A 23256-nucleotide genomic window follows, 5' to 3' on the forward strand; every position below is an offset into this window, starting at 1 on the left:
GGAACCCTGTGGGAGCGAGCTTGCTCGCGATAGCGGTGTGTCTGACACACCGAGTCGCGGCCATCGCGAGCAAGCCCGCTCCCACACAGGTCCTCTGTGTCATCTCATTTCACTTCCGGCGGCGTAGTAAACGTGTGATACGGCGCCGGCGACGGCACGCTCCACTCCAACCCTTCCGCCCCATCCCACGGCTTGGCCGGTGCCGGCTCGCCGCCACGGATGGTCTTGATCACGATGAACAGGAAGAAGATCTGCGTGGTGCCGAACATGAAGGCGCCGATGGACGAGACCATGTTGAAGTCGGCGAACTGCAGGTTGTAGTCCGGGATCCGCCGAGGCATGCCCGCCAGCCCGACGAAGTGCATCGGGAAGAACGCCATGTTCATCCCGACGAACGACAGCCAGAAGTGCAGCTTGCCGAGGGTTTCGTCGTACATGTGGCCGGTCCATTTCGGCAGCCAGTAGTAGGCCGAGGCGAAGATCCCGAAGATCGCGCCGGGCACCAGCACGTAGTGGAAGTGCGCGACCACGAAGTAGGTGTCCTGGTACTGGAAGTCCGCCGGGGCGATGGCCAGCATCAGCCCGGAGAAACCACCGATGGAAAACAGGATCACGAACGCCACGGCAAACAGCATCGGCGTCTCGAAGGTCAGCGAGCCTTGCCACATGGTGCTGGCCCAGTTGAACACTTTCACCCCGGTGGGCACGGCGATCAGCAGGGTGGCGTACATGAAGAACAGCTCGCCCACCAGCGGAATGCCGACCACGAACATGTGGTGCGCCCAGACGATGAACGACAGGAACGCAATGGCGGCCGTGGCGTAGACCATCGAGGTGTAGCCGAACAACGGCTTGCGCGAAAAGGCCGGGATGATCGAGCTGACGGCGCCGAAGGCCGGCAGGATCATGATGTACACCTCGGGGTGGCCGAAGAACCAGAACACGTGCTGGAACAGCACCGGGTCACCGCCGCCGGCGGCACTGAAGAAGCTGGTGCCGAAGTGGATGTCCATCAGCATCATCGTCACGCAGCCGGCCAGCACCGGCATCACCGCGATCAGCAGGAACGCGGTGATCAGCCAGGTCCAGACGAACAGCGGCATTTTCATCAGGGTCATGCCGGGGGCGCGCAGGTTGAGGATGGTGGCGATCACGTTGATCGCGCCCATGATCGAACTGATGCCCATCAGGTGGATGGCAAAGATGAAGAACGTCACGCTTTCCGGCGCATAGGTGGTGGACAGCGGCGCGTAGAAGGTCCAGCCGAAGTTAGGCCCGCCACCGGGTGTGAACAGTGTGGACACCAGCAGCAGGAACGCCGCCGGCAACAGCCAGAAGCTGAAGTTGTTCATGCGCGGCAGGGCCATGTCCGGCGCGCCGATCATCAGCGGGATCATCCAGTTGGCGAGGCCGACGAATGCCGGCATCACCGCGCCGAAGACCATCACCAGGCCGTGCATGGTGGTCATCTGGTTGAAGAACGCCGGCTCCACGATCTGCAGGCCAGGCTGGAACAGCTCGGCGCGGATCACCATGGCGAACGAGCCGCCCAGCAGGAACATGGAGAACGCGAACCACAGGTACAGCGTGCCGATATCCTTGTGGTTGGTGGTCAGTACCCAGCGCATCAGGCCCTTGGCGGGGCCGTGGGCGTGGTCGGCACCGGCATGACCGTGGTCATCGATCACAGCACTCATGTCCTGTCTCCTTCGATCGAGTGGGCTGGACGGCGCGGGGCGATGAGCCCCGACCGGTTACGGGAACACACGTCAGGCCGGCTCATTTGCTTTCTGCCTGTTTGAGTTCCAGCACTTCTTTAGGCGTAACCATGTCGCCCTTGTTGTTGCCCCAGGCGTTACGTTCATAGGTCACGACCGCCGCAATATCGACTTCCGACAGCTGCTTGCCGAACGCGGCCATGGCGGTGCCGGGTTTGCCGTGGAAGACAATGCTCAGGTGATCAGCCTTGGGCCCGGTGGCGATTTTCGAGCCCTTGAGCGCCGGGAACATCGGTGGCAAGCCCTGACCTTCGGCCTGGTGACAGGCCACGCAGGTGGTGTGGTAGATCTTGTCACCACGCTCCTTGAGTTCTTCGAGGGTCCATTCCTTGCTGGTCAGCTCTTTAAGCTGCGCGGCCTCGGCCTTGCGCTCGCCCAGCCACTTTTCGTAGTCGGGCTTGCTCTTGACCTCCACCACGATGGGCATGAAACCGTGGTCCTTGCCGCACAACTCGGCGCACTGACCGCGGTACAGGCCGGGTTTATCGACACGGGTCCAGGCTTCGTTGACGAACCCGGGAATCGCATCGCGCTTGACCGCGAAGGCCGGCACCCACCAGGAGTGGATCACGTCGGCGGAGGTCACCAGAAAGCGCACCTTGGCATCGACCGGCAGCACCAGCGGCTTGTCGACTTCCAGCAGGTAATGCTCGCCCTTGGCGCTCTGGTTATGGATTTGTTCGGCGGGGGTGGCCAGGTTGCTGAAGAACTCGACGTCCTGGCCCAGGTACTTGTAATGCCACTTCCATTGATAGCCGGTGATCTGGATATCGATGTCCGATTCACTGGAGTCGTACATCTTGATCAGGGTCGCGGTGGCAGGAATCGCCATGGCCACCAGGATCAGGAAGGGCACGATGGTCCAGAGAATTTCGACGCGGGTGTTTTCGTGGAAGTGCGCGGCATTTTGGCCGGTTGAGCGGCGGTGCATCATCATCGACCAGAACATGGCGCCGAAGACGATGATGCCGATGACTACACAGATCCAGAAGATGGTCATGTGCAGGTCGAACACTGCGTTGCTGATCTGTGTCGCTCCAGGCGCCATATTCACAGTCCAGGCCGCTTGCGCCTGACTGAAAATCGACCACAACAGGAGGCCCATCCATACGTGTGGATGTCGCGTCATTGCGGGTTCCCCTTATCGTTCTTGTTATCCCGTAGGCGTAAAGCCTGCGGCAAGGGATCGGCTACTTCAGACTACCAACTTGAACCGCCGCGCCTTGCTGCACATGCAATCGGGTGTCATCAGCTAACTCCATTCCAAACCGAGTATAGACAGCGACTGCAACCTCGCAACGCGATGGCGTAAATCGTTTGAAACAGACGGGGCTTGCGCTAGAGCCCGCGAATGGAGAAGGATGCGAACCTGAGTGATGGCAAATCGATATAACTGCGACGTAGCAAGGAAGCGACGGTTATGAAAAATAGGTCTTAGGAGTGTTTTTGCGCCAGCTAAGTTATGTCTTCCCTATTTCATTGCCTTGTTTACTGGAGTTGTCATGAACACCGCCGCATTGCGCGAGCAGATCCAAAAAGCCCAACAACACGAGGCCGAGACCGGCCAGTTGACCCGTCAGTTGACGGCCCAGCTGCCGAACCTGCACCGAGCCATTCAATTGCCGGACGCGAACGCCAACGACGTCCTGGCGCGTTTTGTCGCCGCCTACATTGATGAAGTACCTGACCTGCTGGATGCAGCCAATGACGTCGCCAGGGAGGCGGGTATCGAGTCGCAGATCAAACCGGTTTTGAAGATTGCCGAACAGTACTTCCTCCAGCCGCCGACCATCATGGCCGGGCATGTCGGGCTCGACAGCCTTCTGGACGAAGCCTACCTGGCACATCGGTTTGTCGAAGAGGTCAACGACCTGTACATCAAGCATTTCGGCCAGCCATTGATCCCCTTGGACATGACGGTCGCCAATCTGATCGCTCACCAGTTGATCGGTGAGGCATTTGCCAACCAACTCGATGAAGTGGTCCATCACACGTTCGATGAGATGCTCAACGACGAGACGTTTGCATTGGAGTCGGTAGAAACCTACCGCGAGAAGCTCAGCAGCCCGGAAACCGGCGCGGCCTGGAAGCGCTGGCCGTGCATGTCCCGCCGCTTGGGCGTGGGACTGGAGCTGGATCAGCCGGCGGCTTGATCGGGCTGAAACACATAACCCCTGTGGGAGCGGGCTTGCTCGCGAAGGCGATGTATCAGCTAACGAAAGAGTTGCCTGACACTACGCCTTCGCGAGCAAGCCCGCTCCCACATTGAATCCGGGTGGTTCATAAAAGTAGGTGTCCAGCAACAATCCCCCTGTGGGAGCGGGCTTGCTCGCGAAAGCGGTGTAGCAGTTAACGAATGAGTTGCCTGACACTACGCCTTCGCGAGCAAGCCCGCTCCCACAGGGTTTCTTGGGTGTCAGGCAGAAGCCGCGCCAACCCCCACGGTCGTACGCAACCGCCCTTCCAACCTACGCTTGAGCCCACGGGATTCGATCAGCAGCTTCGAGCCCTTGCTGGCATTCGCCCGGCCCCATTCTTCCAGCAACTCCAGGCATGAGTGGTCGATGTAGCTCAGGTTGTTGAGCGGCACATGCACGGTCGCGCCGGTCGGTATGGTGCCCAGTACCTGGGTCAGTGCCGGCACCTTGAGAAAGGTCGCCGCCCCCACCAGGCGCAATTCCATCTCACCCTCCTGGGGCAGATCGATCAGGCTGATTTTCAGTCGCGAGGCTTTCCAGGCCAGTTTCGCCAGGGTCAGGCCGAAACCGATCAGCACACCGGTCAGCAGGTCGGTGAAGATGATCGCCAGGGCCGTCGCGGCATAGGTGAACATCGGCATCCGGCCATAACGGCCCAGGCTGCGAAACGCCTTGAGGTCCACCAGTTTGAAACCGGTGTACACCAGCACACCCGCCAGGCTGGCGACCGGAATGCTTTGCAGCACGCTGGACAGCAACAGCACGAAGAGCAACAACCACAGACCGTGGAAAATCGTCGACATCCGTGTGGTGGCCCCGGCCTGGACGTTGGCCGAGCTGCGTACGATCACCCCGGTCATCGGCAACGCGCCGAGCAGGCCGCACAACATGTTGCCGATACCTTGGGCCGACAGTTCGCGGTCGAAGTCCGCACGCTCACCGCTGTGCATGCGGTCCACGGCGGCGGCCGACAGCAGGGTTTCGGCGCTGGCGATAAAGGCCACGGCGAAGGCGGCGATCAGCAACGTGGGATCGGCCAGGTTCAACAGGTCCGCCGGACGCAGCCAATCGATGGCTTCGGCGAGGTTCTCCGGGACTTCCACACGCTTGACCTGCAAGGCCAGCATCAGGCTGGCAACGGTCGCCAGGCCTACGCCGAGCAGGGCGCCGGGAATGAAACGCAGGCTATGGGGGCGAAACTTTTCCCACAGCCACATCACCGCGATCGTCGACAAACCGAGCAGGCCGGCCTGCCAGCCAAAGGACGGCAACGCCTGGGCTACTGCCGCCGGGAACGCCGCCAGGTTATCCAACCCGGAAGGCTTGGGTGCCGCGTCGAGCATCACGTGGACCTGGGACAGCACGATCAGCACGCCGATACCCGCCAGCATGCCGTAGACCACGGCCGGCGCAGTCACGCGGAACCAGCAGCCCAGGCGAAAGCGCCCGGCCAGCAACTGCAGAAGACCCGCCAGCAACAGGATCGGCCCGAGCATCGCCACGCCATGTTGGCGCACCAGTTCGAAGACCAACACCGCCAAGCCGGCGGCCGGGCCACTGACTTGCAGCTTTGAACCGGCCAGGAAACCCACCACCAAGCCACCGATGATGCCGGTGATCAAGCCCTTGGCCGGCGGCAGGCCAGAAGCGATGGCGATGCCCATGCACAAAGGCAGGGCCACCAGAAACACAACCACCGAAGCCAACAGCTCCCGAGGCAGAACAGCTTTGAATTGTTGAGCAGCACGCATGGCGACTCTCCCGCAGATTTCTTCTGGCATGGCGAGGCCCTACCGCGCAAACAGCGGTAAGGCTTGAACCATGCAAGGATGATTAGGAGTGGTTAGAAGCGCGCTTTGGGCGTCGCCACCGGAATCGGATGGCTGCCATCGAGCGGCAGGAAACGTCCCTGGTCCGCGTCATAGGCTTTGATCTCGCTGGTCTCGATGTTGTACACCCATCCGTGAATGAACAATTGACCATTGGCCATGCGCGAGGCCACCGAGGGATGCGTTCGCAAATGCTGCAACTGCGCGATCACGTTCTCTTCGGTAAGGACAGGCATGACCTGTTTTTCGTCGCCGCACGGGCAGTTGTCATGGACCATGGTCTTGGCCACTTCGGCGTGGCGCAGCCAGGCTTTGACCGTGGGCATTTTTTCCAGCGTGTCGGGGTTGAGCACCGCACGCATGGCGCCGCAATCGGAGTGGCCACAAACAATGATGTGTTGCACGCCGAGGGCCAGCACGGCGTATTCGATGGCGGTGGAGACGCCGCCGTTCATCTGCCCGTAGGGCGGAACGACGTTGCCGACGTTGCGGGTCACGAACAGGTCGCCGGGGGAGCTATGGGTGATCAACTCGGGCACGATGCGCGAATCGGCGCAGGTGATGAACATCGCCCGGGGAGCCTGGGCGGTGGCGAGCTTCTTGAAGAGTTCTTCCTGCTGCGGAAAGATCTCGTGATGGAAATGCAAAAAGCCGTCAACAATATGCTGCAGCGCTGCATCGGCGGTCTCCGCCTCGGGTTGGGCTGAAGCCGACGCAGCCAACGGCTGTTTATCCTTGTCACTCATGATTCATCCTCTTTTGACGGTACGACGCCAGTGGCTGGTTAAAAAACGTCCAGGTCGAAGGGGCCCGACCTGTCAGTCACTCGATGAACAAGGTAGCGGCCGAAACTTAACTCAAACTGAATCGAAGGCTCTAGGACGTATCTTGCAAGGCATAAACAACGTGGTTGAAGCGTGTAAGCCATCGGGTTCGAAAGCCAATTTAAGGTCAACTGTATTTAAATCAAAGACATCTGTCGGCCCGGCGGACAAAAGGCATCGCAATCGAGGTTGTAGCCTTCGCGGCGATCAAGCCCCAGGCGCTTGATCGCCTTGGTGAACCGCTGGGCCAGCAGGTCGGCGAAAGGCCCCTCGCCGCGCATGCGTTTACCGAACTGGCTGTCGTAGAGCTCGCCGCCGCGACTCTGGCGGACCAGGCTCAGCACATGGGCGGCGCGCTGCGGGTAGTGCGCCTGCAACCATTCCTCGAACAGCGGCGCCACTTCCAGCGGCAGGCGCAACATGATGTAGGCGGCACTCTGCGCGCCAGCGGCATGGGCCTCGGCCAGCAGGCTCTCGATCTCGCTGTCGTTGATCATCGGAATCATCGGCGAACACAGCACCCCCACCGGAATACCGGCCTCGCGCATCACCTTTATCGCCCGCAACCGCGCCTTGGGCGCCGCCGCGCGCGGTTCCAGGATGCGCTTGAGCTCATCGTCCAGGGTGGTGAGACTGATCATCACCGCCACCAGTCGCTGTTGCGCCAGTTCGCTCAACAAGTCCAGGTCCCGCAGGATCAATGAGCCCTTGGTCACGATGGTCACCGGATGACGATAGCGCAGCAGCACCTCGAGAATCCGGCGGGTGATTCGCTGCTCGCGTTCGATGGGCTGGTAAGGGTCGGTGTTGGAGCCCAAGTTGATCGGCGCGCATTGATAGCCGCGCTTGGACAGCTGCTCCTCCAGCACATCGGCGGCGTTGGTCTTGGCGATCAGCTTGGTTTCGAAATCCAGCCCCGGCGACATGTCCCAGTAGGCATGGCTGGGCCGCGCATAGCAGTAGATACAGCCGTGCTCACAGCCCCGATAAGGGTTGATCGAGCGATCGAAGGGGATATCCGGCGAGGTGTTGCGGGTGATGATGGTCTTCGCCATTTCGAAGCGCACTTCGGTGCCCTGGGTCGGCGGGACTTCCTGATACCAGCCGTCATCTTCGGCCACCGAGCGACTCGGGGCGAAGCGGTTATGCGGGTTGGTTGCGGTGCCGCGGCCGCGCGGCGGCAGAGAGGCTGACATGGATATGCTCCGAAAGCTGTATGCGCATACAGTATTCGCTGCCTTTCAGTTAGGCCAGTGCCATTCAGCAGTCCGATGGGCATTGGCGTCATCCCGGTGCGCAATTCACAACGCTTTGACGTCCTTCTTACGGGTTTTTAACCGGAGCGAGCCGAAACTGGTCACCTCGCATTCTTTCGCTCCCGGTCCCTCCTGCATGCTCACGCTATGTTCCCGCTCACTGCTCTGCCTGGCCTTGCTCATCGGGCTGGCCGAATCCCCGGCCCAGGCGGCCGATGCCGCTGAAACGAGGCCTGCTGAATGGGCCCAACCCGTGGAAAAGGACTACAACCTTTACCAGATGTCTCCCACGCTGTACCGCAGCTCCTTGCCGGACGGTGGGGCTTTGCCCTTGCTGAGCAAACTCAGGATCGGCACGGTCATTACCTTCCTGCCGGAGTCGGATAAGCGCTGGCTGTCCACCCCCGGCATCGAGCAAGTGCAGTTGCCCTATCGCACCAACCATGTCGATGACAGCGACATCCTCCGGGCCCTGCGCGCCGTCCAGACCGCCGAGGCCAAGGGGCCGGTGCTGATGCACTGCAAGCACGGCTCGGATCGCACCGGGCTGGTGGCCGCCATGTACCGGGTGGTGGTGCAGGGCTGGAGCAAAGAAGACGCCCTGAACGAAATGACGGAAGGCGGCTTCGGTGACAGCCATCACTTCAAGGATGGGGTTCGCTACATGATGCAGGCCGATGTAGAAAAACTCCGCACGGCGTTGGCGAACGGCGACTGCAGCACCAGTGTGTTTGCCCTTTGCTCCCTGGAAAGCTGGGTCAATTCAACAACGACGGCGCAGCACCTCGAGCCTCAGGTTGGGCAACCGGAGCGCTGATCGGCGGTGTTCCGGTAAAGGCTGCAATGGATTCGGACAACGGTCGCGAATCCCCCGGAGCGAAGATTGTTTCGCGCAGCGCCCGACCTGTTGCCGCGTTGAACAACCCGTCGCGCGTGAACCGCTCGAACACGGTGAGGGCCCATTCCTTCGACCAGGCATAGGCGTAAATCCTCGCCGCGTAGCCAGTCACCATATAGTCCAGGCCATTGGGCCAGCGTTCGTTCGCGTACACGGGCAGGTGCTTGGTGTGCGCATTGACCTGGTCGAACACCTGCTGGACGGTACGCCCGTCGCCGTGGGTCCGGTGCAACTCCATGTCGAATAGCGCGTTGCGCAAAAGGAGCGCGGTTTCCCAACTGGCCTGGGTGTTGGCGAAGGTCAGCAATTGATCGGCGACCTTGTCAGGCATCGCCGCGCCGGTTTGGTAGTGCTTTGACACGCGGACCAGGCATGGCTTGGAGAAGCACCATTGTTCGAACAACATGCCGGCAAACTCGGACGTATCGCGGGAGAGATCGCTGATGCCGGACACCTCGCGGTACTCGGCCCGGGTCAACAGATGGTGCAGGCAATGGCCGAACTCATGAAACAGAATGCGCAATTGCAAGTGGTCGAGCACGGCCGGCTGGGCGCCCGAGCCGCGTGGCAGCCAGCCATGCAGGATCGCGATAGGGTGCCGGGGGCGACCTTCGGCGGTGACGGCGCGGTTTCGCAGGGTGGTGGTATTGGGGTAGCCGTTGCGGCTCGCATCATCGAACGGATCGAAATACAGGTAGCCAATGAGCTGCCCCCACTCATGGACTTCGAAGAGACGCACCTCGGGATGCCAGGTAGCAATGTCCTGACGCTCGATGAAATCCACCCCGAACAGCTCTTTGGCGATCAAGAGCAATTGTGAAAACGTGGATTCCAGGGGAAACCAGGCGCTGAGCGCCGGTCGGGAGATTCCCGCCGCCTGCTGACGAAGCTTTTCCGTCAGGTACGGATAATCCCAAGGTTGGAGCTCGCTGTACCCATGCTGGCTGGCAAAGGCCTGGAGCTGTTCTGCGTCTTTGGCAAAAGCGCTTTGGTGAAGGGTGAGTTGTCTGTGCAAGAACGCCGTGACCTGGTCAGCCGACTCGGCCTGCTCGGGTTCGACAGCCATCTGAGCGAAATTTGCGTAGCCGAGTAATGTTGCGTACTGGTGTCGATCATCCAGCAATTGCCAGAGAACCTCGCCGTTGTCGAACTGACCGGCCTGGGGCCCCTGGTCCGATGCGCGGGTGCTGTAGGCCACGTACAGCGCTTGGCGCAAAAGGCGATTGTCGGCGTAGCCCGTGACGATGCCAAACGACTCGTCGTTGAGGGTCAGCCGCCATCCCGTGTGCCCGGCCTCACGCGCCTGGCGGGCCATCTGCTGTTTGAACGCCGATGGCAGGCCGCTCAACTCGCGCTCATCGTCGAAGGTTTTGCTCCAGGCGTTATTGGCCTTGTGCAGGTTCTCCAAAAACAGTTGTTGAGCCCCTTTGATGCGGCGTTTCAAGGCGTCCAGGTCGGCCCGCGAGGCGTGTGCCAGACCGTTCTGGCGAAATTGTCGGAGGACTTTTTCCAGGACGCGTTTGCGCGCCGGTTCGAAATGCTGGGCGATCTGGCTGTCCGCCAGGCGCTGATACAGCTCGAACAGTTGCGGATGCTGCCTCAGCGAGCGCTGGAAATCATGCAGCCGCTGCGTGCAGTCCAGTGAAGCCTGCGCCCACGCGTCCCCGGTCCTGGCCGAGGCCAGAAGGTCCAGCAGGGCGTCGAAACCTTCCAGGCGTGTGTGGATTTCATCCATGGCCAGCACCAGATCGTCCCAGGTGGGAAACGGCGCCTGGGTCTTGATGATCTGGGCGACCTGGGCACGGCTCTCGGCCAGGATCCGGTCGAGGGCCGGTGAGAAATGCCTGGCTTTGATCCGGGCGAAAGGGGGCAGGTCGTAGGCCTGCAACAGCGGGTTGTCAGCGTGGGGCATGAAGCCTTCCTGTGAGTGGACTTGATGGACAAGTCTGGGCAGGAAGGCCGTAAGCCCTGCGGTATATATGTATCGCTTCCGAGCCGGGCGGCCCGGAAGGTGATGCCGCAGATGTCAGTCGGTTTTTTTCTTCAACTTGGGGTTGGGGAAAAACTGCACCGCCTGGACCTTGGCGTCCGGCGCTTTAAGCGCCGACGTGTTCACGCGGGTGCCCAACTCCTTGGGCACCGACAGGCCTTGCTCGTTGAGGGTGTCGCTATAACCGCAGGCCACGCATTCGCGGTGAGGCACGCCGTCTTCGTTCCACATCATCAACTTGTCCGGCTCACTGCACGCCGGGCAGACCGCCCCGGCGATGAAGCGTCGTTTGGTAATCACAGGCCCCTCACTCATGCTGCCGCGTCCTCGGTCAGGCCGCTGTGGCGCAAGAGTGCGTCAATCGACGGCTCACGGCCACGGAAGTCGACGAACAGCACCATCGGCTCCTGGGAGCCGCCACGGGCCAGGATCGCCTCGCGGAAGGCGCGACCGGTGTCGGCGTTGAGCACGCCGTCCTCTTCGAATTTGGAGAACGCATCGGCCGACAGCACTTCAGCCCACTTGTAGCTGTAGTAGCCCGCCGCATAACCGCCGGCGAAGATGTGGGCGAAGCTGTTGGGGAAACGGTTGTAGGCCGGCGGACGCATGACCGACACCTCGTCGCGCACGCCTTCGAGCACTTGCAGCACGCTGCGGCCGTCGCCGTGGGTGGCGTGCAGCTCGAAGTCGAACAGCGAGAACTCCAGTTGGCGAACCATCATCAGGCCGGACTGGAAGTTTTTCGCCGCGAGCATTTTTTCCAGCAGGTCCTGAGGCAACGGTTCGCCGGTTTCGTAGTGGCCGGAAATCAGCGCCAGGCCTTCGGGCTCCCAGCACCAGTTCTCCATGAACTGGCTTGGCAGTTCCACGGCATCCCAGGCCACGCCGTTGATGCCGGACACACCAGCGTGTTCGACGCGGGTCAGCAAGTGGTGCAGGCCATGGCCGAACTCGTGGAACAGGGTGGTGACTTCGTCGTGGGTCAGCAGCGCCGGCTTGCCGCTGTCGGCCGGGGTGAAGTTGCACACCAGGTTCGCGACGGGGCTTTGCAGAACACCCTCGAAGGTGCGCCGACGGTCGCGGGCGCCGTCCATCCAGGCACCGCCACGCTTGTTGGCGCGGGCATAGAGGTCGAAGAAGAAACGGCCGACGTGCTGGCCGTTCTCCTTGATTTCGAACAGGCGCACGTCTGGATGCCAGGTGTCGAAGCCTTTCAGTTCGGCAATCTCGATGCCGTAGAGGCGTTGCACGATGGCGAACAGGCCGCCCAGCACTTTGTCGATCGGGAAATACGCGCGCAGGGCTTCCTGGGCGACGCTGTAACGCTGCTGGCGCAGTTTTTCACCGTAGAACCCGCTGTCCCAGCTTTGCAGGTCGGGGCAGCCCTGTTCGGCGGCGAAGGCCTTCAGCTGTTCCAGGTCCAGGGCCGCGAACGGCTTGCTGCGCTTGGCCAGGTCTCGCAGGAAACTGAGGACCTGATCGCTGGACTCGGCCATCTTGGTCGCCAGGCTCAACTCGGCGAAGTTGGCGAAACCCAGCAATTGAGCCAGTTCCTGACGCAGGTCGAGGATCTGCTCCATCACCGGGCTGTTATCGTTCTGACCGGCATTCGGGCCCTGGTCCGAGGCGCGGGTGCAGTACGCGGCGTAGACTTCTTCACGCAGGGCGCGGTCTTCGGCGTAGGTCATCACCGCGTAGTAGCTGGGGAATTCCAGGTTGATCAGCCAGCCGTCCAGCTCCTTGGCCTGGGCGGCCGCGGCCATTTGCGCCTTGGCCGAGTCGGTCAGGCCGGCAAGGGTGGCCTCGTCGGTGACGTGCTTGGTCCAGGCCTGGGTCGCGTCGAGCAATTGATTGGAGAAGCGGCTGCCCAACTCGGACAGTTTGCTCTGCACTTCGGCGTAGCGCTTCTGCTGCTCCGGCGGCAGGTCGATACCCGACAGGCGGAAGTCACGCAGGGAGTGTTCCAGGATGGTTTTCTGCGCCACGTCGAAACCGGCGGCTTCAGGGCTGTTCGCCAGGGCTTCGAAGGCCTGGAACAACTCGCGGTTCTGCCCCAGTTCGGTGGAGTAGGCACTCAACGCCGGCAGGCAGGCCTCATAGGCCTCGCGCAGTTCCGGGCTGTTGCGCACGGCGTTGAGGTGGCTCACCGGACTCCAGGCAGCGCCCAGGCGATCATTGAGTTCGTCCATCGCCAACACCAGGCCGGCCCAGGTAGGCTGGCTGCCCTGGGTCTTGAGAATTTCAGCGATGGCGGCACGGTTGTCAGCCAGGATCTGCTCGATGGCCGGTTGCACGTGCTCGGCACGGATCGCCGAGAACGGCGGCAGGTCATAAGATTGCAAAAGAGGGTTGTTCACGCTCACGGTTGACACCTTGGCTGGAAGAAACATGGACCCATCTTAATTACAATCGACGTTCACCGCAGCTAGCAGCACCTATCAGTAACAAAGAGAGAGCCTATCGTGACCCTTCGCACGTACCAGAATCACAGCCCGCGGCTCGCCCGGGGCGCTTTTGTCGACAGCACCGCGGTGGTGATCGGCGACGTCGAAATCGGCGAAGACAGCTCCGTCTGGCCGCTGACGGTCATTCGCGGCGACATGCACCGCATCCGCATCGGCGCCCGTACCAGCGTGCAGGATGGCTGCGTGCTGCACATCACCCACGCCGGCCCCTTCAATCCCGATGGCTTCCCGCTGTTGATCGGCGACGACGTGACCATCGCCCACAAGGTCATGCTCCATGGTTGCACCGTAGGCAGCCGGATCCTGATTGGCATGGGCAGCATTGTCATGGACGGTGCGATAGTTGAAGACGAGGTGATCATCGGCGCCGGCAGCCTCGTACCGCCGGGCAAACGATTGGAAAGCGGCTTTTTATACGTGGGCAGCCCGGTGAAACAGGCCCGGCCACTGACCGACAAGGAACGCGCGTTTTTCACCTACAGCGCGGCGAACTACGTGAAGCTCAAGGACTTGCATCTGGCCGAAGGCTACGACCAGGCCTGACGAGTTCGCCTGCTACCTCATCTTGGAGAGGGAGCTTGCTCCCGCTTGGGCGAAGCTCTCACAAAAATGGGTCTGCTGCGCAGCCCAGCGGGAGCAAGCTCCCTCGCCACGGGTTTACCGAACTCCTTAAGCGAGCTGTATTACGCCACTGCCCAGGAATTGCCATGCATTACCAAACCGTACTCTTCGACCTCGACGGCACCCTCACCGACCCGCGCGAGGGCATCACCCGTTCGATCCAGTTCGCCCTGAGCAAACTGGGCATCGACGAGCCCGACCTCACTCGCCTCGAACACTTCATCGGCCCACCGCTGTTGCAGGCCTTCATGCAGTTCTACGCCTTCGACGAAGCCAAGGCCTGGGAAGCGGTGAATTTCTACCGCGAACGCTTCAAGGTCACCGGGCTGTACGAAAACCGAGTCTTCGACGGCGTGATGCCGCTGCTGGAAACCCTCGGCGGCCAAGGCCGGCAGCTGTACATCGCCACCTCCAAACCCTGGGTCTTCGCCCGGGAAATCGCCCGCCACTTCGACTTCGCCAAACATTTCAAAGTGATCTACGGCAGTGAGCTGGACGGCACACGCACCAACAAGGTCGAGTTGATTGCCTATTTGATGGCTGAAGAAGGGCTCGACCCGGCCAGTACCCTGATGATCGGGGATCGGAAGCACGATTTGATTGGCGCTCGTAGCAATGGCTTGGATGCGGCGGCGGTGGGGTATGGGTTTGGGAGTCATGAGGAGTTGAGTGCGGAGGAGCCGGCGTATCACTTTCAGACGTTGGATGAGTTGCATCAGGCCTTTATGCGGCGGTGATCGAGCCAAGCACCGGCCTGCTGTTCGTGGCGAGGGAGCTTGCTCCCGCTCGGCGGCGCAGCCGTCGTAGACCGGTTGATGCGGTGTGTCTGGAAGCATGTGGCAGGCCTTTTTGGGGCGGCTTCGCCACCCAGCGGGAGCAAGCTCCCTCGCCACAGGGGGTGGTGGTGTACGCGCAAGTGGTGACCACCAAAAAATCCAATGTGGGAGCGAGCTTGCTCGCGATGAGGCCCTTTCAGGTACCGGAAGCCTTCGATTCTGCCAAGGACTTCAAGGCCACTTTGCGCTCATCGATCGGCAGTTTGCCGAGCTTTTCCACCGCCGCATAAAACGCCACCCAATCTCCATTCACCTGCTGGAACAACGCCGCAAACGCCGGCACCCACTGGTCATACAAACCAAACGGCAATAACCGCGCATTGTTCAGCGGCGCATAGACCCAGGCGTCGAAGTATTTGTCGCCCGCCCATTGGGTGTCGCGCAGGTGTTCATAGTCGGTGCGTAGGCGCTGGAATTCCTGGGCCTTGCGCTGGCGCATCTGTTCGGCCGGCAGGGGTTGGGTGTAGAGCTGTTCCAGCCGCTGACGCGTGTCGAGGACCCGTTGGATAAATTGATCGCGCTGGCGCATCCGTTTGCCGGTATCCGGCGCCAGCCCGCGGCTGGCGCGCCATTGGCGGGTGCCTTCCTGTTCGACGAAGGTGGCGAAGGACTCGTTGAATTCCGTGTCGTCCTTTACGTAGAACCGTTGGTGCGCCAGTTCGTGAAAAATCAGCGTCGCCAGGCGCTCATCGCCCCAATGCATCATCGAACTCAGGATCGGGTCGTTGAACCAGCCCAGTGTCGAATAGGCCTCTACGCCGCCAATCGCCACGTCCATGCCCTGCAAGCGCTGCAGCGCGGCTTCGCCACGGGCGGCGCCCTGGGTGTAGTAGCCGCGATACGCCACGCAACCGGCAATCGGGAAGCAGTGGTTTTGCGGCGCCAGGGAAAACTCCGGCGTGGCGAAGACATTCCAGACCACGAACGGCCGGCCAATGTCCGCGTACAGGCGATAGCTTTTGTTATCTGGCAGGTGCAGGCGCGAGCTGGCGAACCCCCGTGCCTCGCGCGCCTGGGCCAGATGCTTGCGCAGTTGGGGATCTCGGGCGGGGTCGGCAATGACCTGGTCGATAGGCTCGCGAGCCTGCAACAGCCGCAGCTGTCCGCCGACGAGCTGGCTGTAGTAACCGAGGCTGGAGCAACCGTTGAGTAACAAAAGCAGGAGGCCTGGAAACAAAATCCGGAAAACACGGTCGAGTAACCGATGGCTTGAACGCAGCCTGATCAATTGGAATCACCCTGGGAAAGTCTGACCCCAAGACTATCTCGCCTGCCTGGAGCTTCGCTATGCGCGTGTTGATGCTGACGAGTGGCCTGTTGCTGCTGACCGGGTGCGCCGGTCTGCCTGACCCTGATCCATCCCAAGCGTGGATCGACCTGGGGAACCATCAGGACACCGCGCTGCAAGCGCTGGAAGTCGATGACAAGACGTCCATCGACCGCCGTTATTTTGAAGTACAACCGGGTAGCCATGAGCTGACGGTGCGTTATCAATTTGCCGTCGAGCCCGGCAACATCGGCCCGGATGCCGAGCCGCTGTGGCGCGATTGCCGGTTGAATGTGAAATTCAAGGACTTCAACGCCGGCCAGCGTTACCAGTTGCAGGCGGGCAGCATCGGTTTCCGGCCATGGGCCAAGCTCTACGATCAACAGCGAAAAGTAGTGGGGCAAGGTATACCGGCAGGCTGCCAACAAAGCTGATCGGCGCTATGCTCAGAACTTGATCCCAGGAAACTCACCATGCGCCTCTACCTGCTGTTATTGGCTTTCATCTCCCTGAGCGGTTGTGCAACGAGCCCACCGCCCAAGGTCGATCCGAACATGGCGTGGGTCGATTTCGCAACGCCTACGCCGGGCGGCAGGATGCTGATGGCTGAAAGCCTGGATGGCCAACGGCTGCGGGACGGGCGGTTCTTCCAGGTCTCGCCGGGCAGCCATGAACTGAAAGTGCGCTTCGACTTCGAGGTTTTTACCGGCGGGGGATTGGGCATGCAAACCAACCCGCAGGAGCGACTGTGCTACATGCTCGTGCGTTACGATCATTTCGAGGCCGGCCAGCGCTATCGGTTGGAAGCCCGCAACCTGGCGTTCACCCCAAGCGCCCGGCTCTATAACGCCAAGCGCGAAATCGTGGCCGAAGATCGGCAAATCAACTGCATTCCGTAACGCTGCCTAGCGGTCGTTCTTCTGGTAGATGATTTTTTTGGTGCCGTTGTCGCACGTGCCCACCACCATGTTCTGGTCGTGGACTTCTTCGTTGACGACAATTTCCAGGGTGTAGGACGACACGTTATTCGCCTGGATCTTCGCTTCGATTTCCGCTTTCAATTCTTCACAGGATTTGGGCGCAGCGAGGGCCGACGAGGCCAATGCGCAACCGATGATCACCAGGGCAAATCGTTTCATGCTCGAACTCCTCATTGCAGCGCGCACTGCCTGGGCGCTGAAACTGCAGGCATGCATTCGACCACAATTGCGTCGGGGTAAACAGATCACCCGCGAGCAGAAAGATCGCAGCCTTCGACAGTGTCTACAAAGGCTGCGACCCTTTCACTGCCTCAGTTCACCAGCGTCGCATCCAACGTGATCTTGGCATTCAGGACCTTGGAAACCGGGCAACCCTCCTTGGCCTTGGTGCTCAGCTCTTCGAATTGCTGCTGGCTGGCGCCGGGGATCTTCGCCTTCAGAATCAGCTTCACGGCGGTAATCGCAAAGCCGCCCTCCACCTGATCCAGGGTCACTTCGGCGTTGGTGTCGATACTGTCGGCCTTGAGTCCGGCGTCGCCGAGGATCATCGAAAACGCCATGGAAAAGCAGCCCGCATGGGCGGCGCCGATCAGCTCTTCAGGGTTGGTGCCCTTGCCGCCTTCGAAGCGCGCCTTGAAACCGTAGGGTGCTTCACGCAACACGCCGGTTTCCGTGGAGATGGAGCCGATGCCGGTTTTCAGGTCACCTTCCCAATGAGCCGATGCTTTCTTGATGATAGCCATGTCTGCCTCCTCAATATCCGGCGCGGGAGTCGCGCCTGGGTGTTTTTCGTTGTCAGGGTTGTGAGGATAGACCGCCCGATAAAGTTCATCCTGTCGATTGTCCGACGAATTTAGTAGGAAATTTCGTCGTAGCTATTGAAACTCGGGTATATGCCCACATTGCATGGAACACACCTATAGAAACGGCTGGCTTTTGCCCGTAGGAAAAGCCCGGAACGCCGTTGGAGATCCCGGCCCATGAAACAGCTGTCCGAAGTGAAGTTCTCAACCCTCGACCTGGTGCCAGTCCGCGCCGACGGCAACGCCGCCCAGTCCTTGCGCAATTCGCTGGACCTGGCGCAACACGTGGAACAGTACGGCTACACCCGCTTCTGGGTGGCCGAGCACCACAACATGGATGGCATCGCCAGCTCCGCGACCGCCGTGCTGTTGGGCTATTTGGCGGGGGGGACTTCGACGATTCGCGTCGGCTCTGGCGGGGTGATGCTGCCCAATCATGCGCCGTTGATCATCGCCGAACAGTTCGGCACCTTGGAAAGCCTTTACCCTGGCCGAATCGATCTGGGGCTGGGGCGCGCACCCGGTTCCGACCAGATGACCGCTCGGGCGCTGCGTCGCGAGCGCTCCGGCAGTGCGGACGATTTCCCTGAAGACGTGGCCGAGCTGATGCGCTATCTCGGCCCGCGCACCCCGGATCAACGGATCATTGCCATGCCCGGCACCGGGACCAACGTGCCGGTCTGGCTGCTGGGATCGAGCCTGTTCAGTGCGCAACTGGCCGGCGAACGCGGTTTGCCCTACGCCTTCGCCTCGCATTTCGCACCGCGCTATATGCATGAGGCGATCCGGATTTACCGCAATCACTTCAAACCGTCGGCGGTGCTCGACAAGCCTTATGTGATGCTCGGCGTGCCGCTGGTGGCGGCGGACACGGATGAACAGGCCGACTATCTGGCGACGTCGGTGTATCAGCGGATCCTGGCGCTGATGCGCGGCCAGAGCCTGGTGCAGCGCCCACCGGTCGAGTCCATGAATGGTCTCTGGTTACCCCATGAGAAAGAAGCGGTGGGCGACTTCCTGGGCCTGGCCATGGTCGGCGGCCCGCAGAAAATCAGGGCCAAGCTCGAAGTGCTGATCGAGCAAACCCAAGCCGATGAATTGATCTTCACCAGCGATCTGTATGAGCACGCTGATCGCTTGCACTCTTATGAGTTGCTGGCGCAGGTCATGAAAGGCTGAATCACGCGCATAAAAAAGCCGACGCGTTGCGTCGGCTTTCACGTGCGAAAAAAATCATTTTTTGTAGACGATTTCCTTCGTACCGCCCTCGCAGGTACCGACGACTTTTCCGTCAGCCGCTGCGCCTTTATCGACAATCTCCAGGGAATAACCTGACACACCCTTGGCGTCGATTTTCGCTGCGATTTCGCTTTTCAGCTCTTCACAGGACTTGCCGGCCGCAAACGCACCGCCCGCAAAGCTCAACAAACACAGGGCTACCATCAACTTTTTCATCGCTCGCACTCCTTGGTCGGATTAATAGGGCAGGTATCGGAAAAACCGGATGCGCAGACAATAGCGCATCGCCATTCCCTATGGCACTCCGCCAGCGTGCAAGTTCACTGTGCTCAGCTATTCACAATCCGGAACCCGACCTTGAGGGTCACCTGGAAGTGCGCGGCCCGGCCGTTTTCAATGTGTCCACGGGTCTCTGTGACTTCGAACCATTCCAGGTGCTTGAGGCTTTTGCTGGCTTCGGCCAGGGCGTTGTTGATGGCGTCTTCAATGCTGGTGGGAGACGAGCCGACCAGCTCGACTTTTTTGTAGGTGTGATGATCACTCATGACGTTCTCCTTGGTTGTCTTTAACAGCCTAGCAGCGATTTTTCGCCTTACGTGTGGCGCCGTTTGCGCAGTGAAGTTCAGATTTACTGCACTTTCAGAAACGCCCGCAGTCCCAATTCACACACGCCAATCAACCACTGCAGGAGAGAGCCACCATGGCCAGCAATTCGTTACGTAAAGCCTCGTTGCAAAGCATGGAAGCGGAAATCGAGAGTCTGCTCAAGTCGTTGGAAAGCCTGAAGGACGATGCTTCGGACGAGTCGCGTAAGACCCTCAAGTCGCTCAAGGCCAATGCTGAGAGCGCACTGAAACACTCTCGGCATCTGCTGAGCGATGCGTATGAAGAGGTCAAGGTAAAAACCCGTGAAACCGGGATTGCCACACGCGATTACGCTCAGGAACACCCATGGACCACGGCCGGCGTTGCCGTCGGGGCGCTGGGTTTATTGGCCGCTTATTTGTTGTGCAAACGCGGTGACTGAGTCGATGGGTTCAGCTCATGCCTGAGCCATTGCGCCAATTGCCGGGCGCGGCCGTCTGCGGCGCGCTTGGGTAGCCACAATGCCAGTCGCGCCGGGGTTTCATCGAAGCCCCACGGCGCGACGAGGCGACCGGCACGCAAGTCCTCGGCCACCAGCGGCTCGGGTGCGATAGCCACGCCCAGCCCCGCTACAGCCGCCTCCAGCAAGTAATACAAATGCTCAAACCCTTGCCCGAACTTCAATGCCTGGGGTTCAAGGGCGTTTTGTCGTGCCCAGGTCGGCCAGGCTTGGGGTCGAGAGGTGGTATGCAGCAGGGGCTCGTCCAGGATTGCCCTGGCCGGGGCGCTTTGCAGGCGCTCGAAACCGGCGTAGCGCGGGCTCATGACCGGGCCGATCCGCTCGCTGACCAGCTCATACACCTGCATGTCTGCCGGCCAGGGCGGCTCGGCGAACACCAGCAAGGCGTCCAGCCCAGGTCGCCGCGGGTCAAGGTCGCCTTCCCCGGCGGACAGGTGCAAGCGCAGGTCTGGCAGGTCGGCATTGAGCCGGCCCAGGCGGGGAATGAACCACCGCGCCAGCAGACTTCCCGAACAGCCCAATACGAACGGGGCATCTGCCGTGCTTTGCGTCAGCTCTGCGCAAACTGTACGCAGGCGCTCGAACGCGTCGGCGCTGACGTCGCGCAGGCGCATGCCCGCATCTGTGAGTTTCAGGCCGCGACCATCCTTGCTGAACAGGCTGACGCCCAAATGTTCTTCCAACACCTTCAGCTGTCGGCTGACCGCACCGTGGGTGACGTGCAGCTGTTCGGCCGCCTGGCTTACGCTGTTCAGGCGGGCAGTGGCTTCGAAGGCGCGCAGGGCGTTGAGCGGGGGAAGATCGTGGCTCATGGTATCTGTGAGTTTTCCTGACAGGTTGCGGCGATCTTATCGGTTTTCAGCACGGGATGTCAGGGGTAGAGTGGCCTTCATTGTCTTTCTATGCATTTGCCTGGAGCGCCCCGATGACCCAGTCTACGACCCCTTTCAACCTGCGCAGTGGCCCCGACGCCAATGGCCTGTTCGGTGCCTTCGGTGGCCGCTATGTGGCCGAAACCCTGATGCCGCTGATCCTCGACCTGGCCCGCGAATACGAAGTGGCGAAGGAAGATCCGGCGTTCCTTAAAGAATTGGCCTACTTCCAGCGTGACTACGTCGGTCGTCCGAGCCCACTCTATTTCGCCGAACGCCTGACCGAATACTGCGGCGGCGCCAAGATTTACCTCAAGCGTGAAGAGCTGAACCACACTGGCGCGCACAAGATCAACAACTGCATCGGCCAGATCCTGCTGGCGCGGCGGATGGGCAAAAAACGCATCATCGCCGAGACCGGCGCCGGCATGCACGGCGTGGCGACCGCCACAGTGGCCGCGCGTTTCGGCCTGGATTGCGTGATCTACATGGGCACCACCGACATCGAGCGCCAGCAGGCCAACGTGTTTCGCATGAAGCTGCTGGGCGCCGAAGTGATCCCGGTGGTCGCCGGCACCGGCACCCTCAAAGATGCCATGAACGAGGCCCTGCGCGACTGGGTGACCAACGTCGACAGCACGTTCTACCTGATCGGCACCGTGGCGGGGCCGCACCCTTATCCAGCCATGGTGCGCGACTTCCAGGCCGTGATCGGCAAGGAAACCCGCGAGCAACTGCAAGCCCAGGAAGGCCGCCTGCCGGATAGCCTGGTGGCGTGCATCGGCGGTGGTTCCAACGCCATGGGCCTGTTCCACCCGTTCCTGGACGACAAGAGCGTCGAAATCATCGGCGTCGAAGCCGCAGGCTATGGCATCGAGACTGGCAAACACGCGGCGAGCCTGAACGGTGGCGTCCCGGGTGTACTGCACGGCAACCGCACCTTCCTGCTGCAGGACGACGACGGGCAGATCATTGATGCCCATTCGATTTCCGCCGGCCTCGACTACCCGGGGATCGGTCCGGAACACGCCTGGTTGCATGACATTGGCCGGGTCCAATACACCTCGGTCACCGACGCCGAAGCCTTGGAAGCGTTCCACAAATGCTGCCGCCTGGAAGGGATTATTCCCGCGCTGGAAAGCGCCCATGCCTTGGCTGAAGTGTTCAAACGCGCCCCGAACCTGCCGAAAGATCACCTGATGGTGGTCAACCTGTCCGGTCGTGGCGACAAAGACATGCAAACCGTGATGCACCACATGGAACAGTCCCAGCAGGAGAAACACTGATGAGCCGCCTGCAAACCCGTTTTGCCGAACTCAAGGAACAGAACCGCGCGGCCCTGGTGACCTTCGTCACGGCTGGCGACCCGGACTACGACACCTCGCTGGCGATTCTCAAGGGGCTGCCGGCGGCCGGTGCCGACGTGATCGAGTTGGGCATGCCCTTCACCGATCCGATGGCCGATGGCCCGGCGATCCAGTTGGCGAACATTCGCGCCTTGGGCGCCCAGCAGAACCTGGCGAAAACCCTGCAAATGGTGCGTGAGTTCCGCAAAGACAACACCGAGACGCCGCTGGTGCTGATGGGGTATTTCAACCCGATCCATCGCTACGGCGTGCAGCGTTTCATTGGCGAGGCGCTGGACTGCGGCGTTGATGGCCTGATCGTCGTGGACATGCCGCCCGAGCACAACAGCGAGCTGTGCGAACCGGCCCAGGCCGCTGGCCTGGACTTCATCCGCCTGACCACGCCCACCACGGACGACGTGCGTCTGCCCACCGTGCTCAATGGCAGTTCCGGCTTTGTGTATTACGTGTCGGTGGCGGGGGTGACCGGCGCTGGCGCCGCGACGCTGGAGCATGTGGAAGAAGCCGTGGCGCGTCTGCGTCGTCACACCGATTTGCCGATCAGCATTGGTTTCGGCATCCGTACGCCGGAGCAGGCCGCCGCCATTGCCCGGTTGGCCGACGGTGTGGTGGTCGGTTCGGCGCTGATCGACCATATCGCCAAAGCCGATACGTCGGAGCAGGCGATCGATGGGGTATTGAGCTTGTGCGCTGCCCTGGCCGAGGGTGTACGAAACGCGCGCGTGAGCTGATTTCCAGTTCAAGCGGCGGGTCACAAAAAGGGGTTCAGAACCTGGTTCTGAACCCCTTTTTTTGCCTGTCGATCACCCCACCGCTGAAATCTGCATCGATTCTGAAGAATTGTGGCGTTCTGAAAGATGACCTGTCCGATAGTGCAACACTTGGCCCATTAGAGCTTGGCTGGATTCCTTTGATCCGGCTTCCTGTT

Annotated in this window: 24 protein-coding genes; 10 read left to right on the forward strand and 14 right to left on the reverse strand. The window is 61.0% G+C overall.

Going from position 1 to position 23256, the window contains the following annotated elements; all coding sequences use genetic code 11:
- Positions 1-104: 104 nt before the first annotated feature.
- The gene (gene ctaD / locus CD58_RS00500; protein WP_025211147.1) at positions 105-1697 is read right to left on the reverse strand and encodes a cytochrome c oxidase subunit I; all 1593 of its coding nucleotides are present in this window, start codon (positions 1695-1697) and stop codon (positions 105-107) included.
- Between the two features lie 82 nt (positions 1698-1779).
- Positions 1780-2907, reverse strand: coding sequence for a cytochrome c oxidase subunit II (gene coxB / locus CD58_RS00505; RefSeq protein WP_025211148.1), 1128 nt, complete (start codon positions 2905-2907; stop codon positions 1780-1782).
- A gap of 373 nt (positions 2908-3280) precedes the next feature.
- On the opposite strand from coxB, the gene CD58_RS00510 reads away from it, so the two are divergent.
- Positions 3281-3931 (forward strand): hypothetical protein, encoded by a 651-nt coding sequence (locus CD58_RS00510; protein WP_025211149.1) that lies wholly within the window; start codon positions 3281-3283, stop codon positions 3929-3931.
- Between the two features lie 263 nt (positions 3932-4194).
- Here CD58_RS00510 and CD58_RS00515 read toward each other — a convergent pair whose 3' ends face one another.
- From CD58_RS00515 to CD58_RS00525, 3 genes are all read right to left on the reverse strand, one after another.
- A complete protein-coding gene (locus tag CD58_RS00515; protein ID WP_025211150.1) occupies positions 4195-5727 on the reverse strand; it encodes a SulP family inorganic anion transporter in 1533 nt (510 codons plus the stop codon).
- A 92-nt stretch (positions 5728-5819) separates the two neighbouring features.
- Positions 5820-6551, reverse strand: a complete 732-nt coding sequence (locus tag CD58_RS00520) for a carbonic anhydrase (RefSeq protein WP_025211151.1) — start codon at positions 6549-6551, stop codon at positions 5820-5822.
- A gap of 215 nt (positions 6552-6766) precedes the next feature.
- Positions 6767-7825: a PA0069 family radical SAM protein gene (locus CD58_RS00525; protein ID WP_025211152.1), complete on the reverse strand. Its 1059-nt coding sequence runs from the start codon at positions 7823-7825 to the stop codon at positions 6767-6769.
- 196 nt (positions 7826-8021) lie between these two features.
- Here CD58_RS00525 and CD58_RS00530 point away from each other — a divergent pair, with 196 nt between their 5' ends.
- Positions 8022-8702, forward strand: coding sequence for a tyrosine-protein phosphatase (locus CD58_RS00530; RefSeq protein ID WP_025211153.1), 681 nt, complete (start codon positions 8022-8024; stop codon positions 8700-8702).
- Here the strand turns inward: CD58_RS00530 and CD58_RS00535 are convergent.
- The 3 genes from CD58_RS00535 to prlC all read right to left on the reverse strand — a co-directional run bounded on the left by CD58_RS00535 (position 8644) and on the right by prlC (position 13136).
- Positions 8644-10695: a M3 family metallopeptidase gene (locus tag CD58_RS00535; RefSeq protein WP_025211154.1), complete on the reverse strand. Its 2052-nt coding sequence runs from the start codon at positions 10693-10695 to the stop codon at positions 8644-8646. The two genes, CD58_RS00530 and CD58_RS00535, sit on opposite strands and share 59 nt — an antisense overlap.
- Positions 10696-10809: 114 nt before the next feature.
- Complete coding sequence (locus CD58_RS00540; RefSeq protein WP_018600854.1) at positions 10810-11088, reverse strand: YheV family putative zinc ribbon protein; 279 nt, start codon at positions 11086-11088, stop codon at positions 10810-10812.
- Positions 11085-13136: an oligopeptidase A gene (gene prlC / locus CD58_RS00545; protein ID WP_025211155.1), complete on the reverse strand. Its 2052-nt coding sequence runs from the start codon at positions 13134-13136 to the stop codon at positions 11085-11087. The genes CD58_RS00540 and prlC overlap by 4 nt, the downstream gene beginning before the upstream one ends.
- Before the next feature lie 99 nt (positions 13137-13235).
- On the opposite strand from prlC, the gene CD58_RS00550 reads away from it, so the two are divergent.
- Both CD58_RS00550 and CD58_RS00555 read left to right on the forward strand, forming a co-directional pair.
- The gene (locus tag CD58_RS00550; RefSeq protein ID WP_025211156.1) at positions 13236-13781 is read left to right on the forward strand and encodes a gamma carbonic anhydrase family protein; all 546 of its coding nucleotides are present in this window, start codon (positions 13236-13238) and stop codon (positions 13779-13781) included.
- A gap of 164 nt (positions 13782-13945) precedes the next feature.
- Positions 13946-14596 (forward strand): HAD family hydrolase, encoded by a 651-nt coding sequence (locus CD58_RS00555; RefSeq protein ID WP_025211157.1) that lies wholly within the window; start codon positions 13946-13948, stop codon positions 14594-14596.
- A gap of 235 nt (positions 14597-14831) precedes the next feature.
- Here CD58_RS00555 and CD58_RS00560 read toward each other — a convergent pair whose 3' ends face one another.
- Positions 14832-15923, reverse strand: coding sequence for an aminopeptidase (locus CD58_RS00560; RefSeq protein ID WP_025211158.1), 1092 nt, complete (start codon positions 15921-15923; stop codon positions 14832-14834).
- Positions 15924-15982: 59 nt separating this feature from the next.
- Here CD58_RS00560 and CD58_RS00565 point away from each other — a divergent pair, with 59 nt between their 5' ends.
- Both CD58_RS00565 and CD58_RS00570 read left to right on the forward strand, forming a co-directional pair.
- Entirely contained in the window at positions 15983-16396 is a 414-nt protein-coding gene (locus CD58_RS00565; RefSeq protein ID WP_025211159.1) for a hypothetical protein, read from the forward strand.
- 39 nt (positions 16397-16435) lie between these two features.
- A complete protein-coding gene (locus tag CD58_RS00570) occupies positions 16436-16861 on the forward strand; it encodes a hypothetical protein (RefSeq protein ID WP_025211160.1) in 426 nt (141 codons plus the stop codon).
- 6 nt (positions 16862-16867) lie between these two features.
- Here CD58_RS00570 and CD58_RS00575 read toward each other — a convergent pair whose 3' ends face one another.
- Together CD58_RS00575 and CD58_RS00580 are read right to left on the reverse strand one after the other, a co-directional pair.
- On the reverse strand, positions 16868-17101 hold the full coding sequence (locus tag CD58_RS00575; RefSeq protein ID WP_025211161.1) for a DUF1161 domain-containing protein: 234 nt from the start codon (positions 17099-17101) through the stop codon (positions 16868-16870).
- Positions 17102-17253: 152 nt separating this feature from the next.
- A complete protein-coding gene (locus CD58_RS00580; protein ID WP_025211162.1) occupies positions 17254-17685 on the reverse strand; it encodes an OsmC family protein in 432 nt (143 codons plus the stop codon).
- A 237-nt stretch (positions 17686-17922) separates the two neighbouring features.
- Here CD58_RS00580 and CD58_RS00585 point away from each other — a divergent pair, with 237 nt between their 5' ends.
- Positions 17923-18924, forward strand: a complete 1002-nt coding sequence (locus CD58_RS00585; protein WP_025211163.1) for an LLM class flavin-dependent oxidoreductase — start codon at positions 17923-17925, stop codon at positions 18922-18924.
- Between the two features lie 54 nt (positions 18925-18978).
- Here the strand turns inward: CD58_RS00585 and CD58_RS00590 are convergent, their stop codons facing one another.
- Positions 18979-19200, reverse strand: coding sequence for a DUF1161 domain-containing protein (locus CD58_RS00590; RefSeq protein ID WP_025211164.1), 222 nt, complete (start codon positions 19198-19200; stop codon positions 18979-18981).
- A gap of 113 nt (positions 19201-19313) precedes the next feature.
- Complete coding sequence (locus tag CD58_RS00595) at positions 19314-19529, reverse strand: dodecin (protein ID WP_003196424.1); 216 nt, start codon at positions 19527-19529, stop codon at positions 19314-19316.
- Positions 19530-19684: 155 nt separating this feature from the next.
- Between CD58_RS00595 and CD58_RS00600 the strand changes: the two genes are divergently transcribed.
- A complete protein-coding gene (locus tag CD58_RS00600) occupies positions 19685-20011 on the forward strand; it encodes a DUF883 family protein (RefSeq protein WP_025211165.1) in 327 nt (108 codons plus the stop codon).
- On the opposite strand, the gene CD58_RS00605 is transcribed toward CD58_RS00600, so the two are convergent.
- Positions 19984-20901, reverse strand: coding sequence for a LysR family transcriptional regulator (locus CD58_RS00605; protein WP_025211166.1), 918 nt, complete (start codon positions 20899-20901; stop codon positions 19984-19986). The two genes, CD58_RS00600 and CD58_RS00605, sit on opposite strands and share 28 nt — an antisense overlap.
- Positions 20902-21014: 113 nt before the next feature.
- On the opposite strand from CD58_RS00605, the gene trpB reads away from it, so the two are divergent.
- Both trpB and trpA read left to right on the forward strand, forming a co-directional pair.
- Positions 21015-22247, forward strand: coding sequence for a tryptophan synthase subunit beta (gene trpB, locus CD58_RS00610; RefSeq protein WP_025211167.1), 1233 nt, complete (start codon positions 21015-21017; stop codon positions 22245-22247).
- Entirely contained in the window at positions 22247-23059 is an 813-nt protein-coding gene (gene trpA, locus CD58_RS00615; RefSeq protein WP_025211168.1) for a tryptophan synthase subunit alpha, read from the forward strand. The genes trpB and trpA overlap by 1 nt, the downstream gene beginning before the upstream one ends.
- Positions 23060-23256: the final 197 nt, after the last annotated feature.

The sequence above is a fragment of the Pseudomonas brassicacearum genome, assembly GCF_000585995.1.
Classification (GTDB): domain Bacteria; phylum Pseudomonadota; class Gammaproteobacteria; order Pseudomonadales; family Pseudomonadaceae; genus Aquipseudomonas; species Aquipseudomonas brassicacearum_A.

What these genes read in the sequence shown, in the direction of transcription:
- CD58_RS00510 (WP_025211149.1), top strand. Translation starts at nt 3,281, where the DNA reads ATGAACACCGCCGCATTGCGCGAGCAGATCCAAAAAGCCCAACAACAC.
- CD58_RS00585 (WP_025211163.1), top strand. Translation starts at nt 17,923, where the DNA reads ATGAAACAGCTGTCCGAAGTGAAGTTCTCAACCCTCGACCTGGTGCCA.
- CD58_RS00555 (WP_025211157.1), top strand. Translation starts at nt 13,946, where the DNA reads ATGCATTACCAAACCGTACTCTTCGACCTCGACGGCACCCTCACCGAC.
- CD58_RS00515 (WP_025211150.1), bottom strand. Translation starts at nt 5,727, where the DNA reads ATGCGTGCTGCTCAACAATTCAAAGCTGTTCTGCCTCGGGAGCTGTTG.
- CD58_RS00520 (WP_025211151.1), bottom strand. Translation starts at nt 6,551, where the DNA reads ATGAGTGACAAGGATAAACAGCCGTTGGCTGCGTCGGCTTCAGCCCAA.
- CD58_RS00530 (WP_025211153.1), top strand. Translation starts at nt 8,022, where the DNA reads ATGCTCACGCTATGTTCCCGCTCACTGCTCTGCCTGGCCTTGCTCATC.
- coxB (WP_025211148.1), bottom strand. Translation starts at nt 2,907, where the DNA reads ATGACGCGACATCCACACGTATGGATGGGCCTCCTGTTGTGGTCGATT.
- CD58_RS00525 (WP_025211152.1), bottom strand. Translation starts at nt 7,825, where the DNA reads ATGTCAGCCTCTCTGCCGCCGCGCGGCCGCGGCACCGCAACCAACCCG.
- trpB (WP_025211167.1), top strand. Translation starts at nt 21,015, where the DNA reads ATGACCCAGTCTACGACCCCTTTCAACCTGCGCAGTGGCCCCGACGCC.
- CD58_RS00535 (WP_025211154.1), bottom strand. Translation starts at nt 10,695, where the DNA reads ATGCCCCACGCTGACAACCCGCTGTTGCAGGCCTACGACCTGCCCCCT.
- ctaD (WP_025211147.1), bottom strand. Translation starts at nt 1,697, where the DNA reads ATGAGTGCTGTGATCGATGACCACGGTCATGCCGGTGCCGACCACGCC.
- trpA (WP_025211168.1), top strand. Translation starts at nt 22,247, where the DNA reads ATGAGCCGCCTGCAAACCCGTTTTGCCGAACTCAAGGAACAGAACCGC.
- CD58_RS00580 (WP_025211162.1), bottom strand. Translation starts at nt 17,685, where the DNA reads ATGGCTATCATCAAGAAAGCATCGGCTCATTGGGAAGGTGACCTGAAA.
- CD58_RS00570 (WP_025211160.1), top strand. Translation starts at nt 16,436, where the DNA reads ATGCGCCTCTACCTGCTGTTATTGGCTTTCATCTCCCTGAGCGGTTGT.
- CD58_RS00540 (WP_018600854.1), bottom strand. Translation starts at nt 11,088, where the DNA reads ATGAGTGAGGGGCCTGTGATTACCAAACGACGCTTCATCGCCGGGGCG.
- CD58_RS00590 (WP_025211164.1), bottom strand. Translation starts at nt 19,200, where the DNA reads ATGAAAAAGTTGATGGTAGCCCTGTGTTTGTTGAGCTTTGCGGGCGGT.
- CD58_RS00595 (WP_003196424.1), bottom strand. Translation starts at nt 19,529, where the DNA reads ATGAGTGATCATCACACCTACAAAAAAGTCGAGCTGGTCGGCTCGTCT.
- CD58_RS00565 (WP_025211159.1), top strand. Translation starts at nt 15,983, where the DNA reads ATGCGCGTGTTGATGCTGACGAGTGGCCTGTTGCTGCTGACCGGGTGC.
- CD58_RS00575 (WP_025211161.1), bottom strand. Translation starts at nt 17,101, where the DNA reads ATGAAACGATTTGCCCTGGTGATCATCGGTTGCGCATTGGCCTCGTCG.
- CD58_RS00600 (WP_025211165.1), top strand. Translation starts at nt 19,685, where the DNA reads ATGGCCAGCAATTCGTTACGTAAAGCCTCGTTGCAAAGCATGGAAGCG.
- CD58_RS00605 (WP_025211166.1), bottom strand. Translation starts at nt 20,901, where the DNA reads ATGAGCCACGATCTTCCCCCGCTCAACGCCCTGCGCGCCTTCGAAGCC.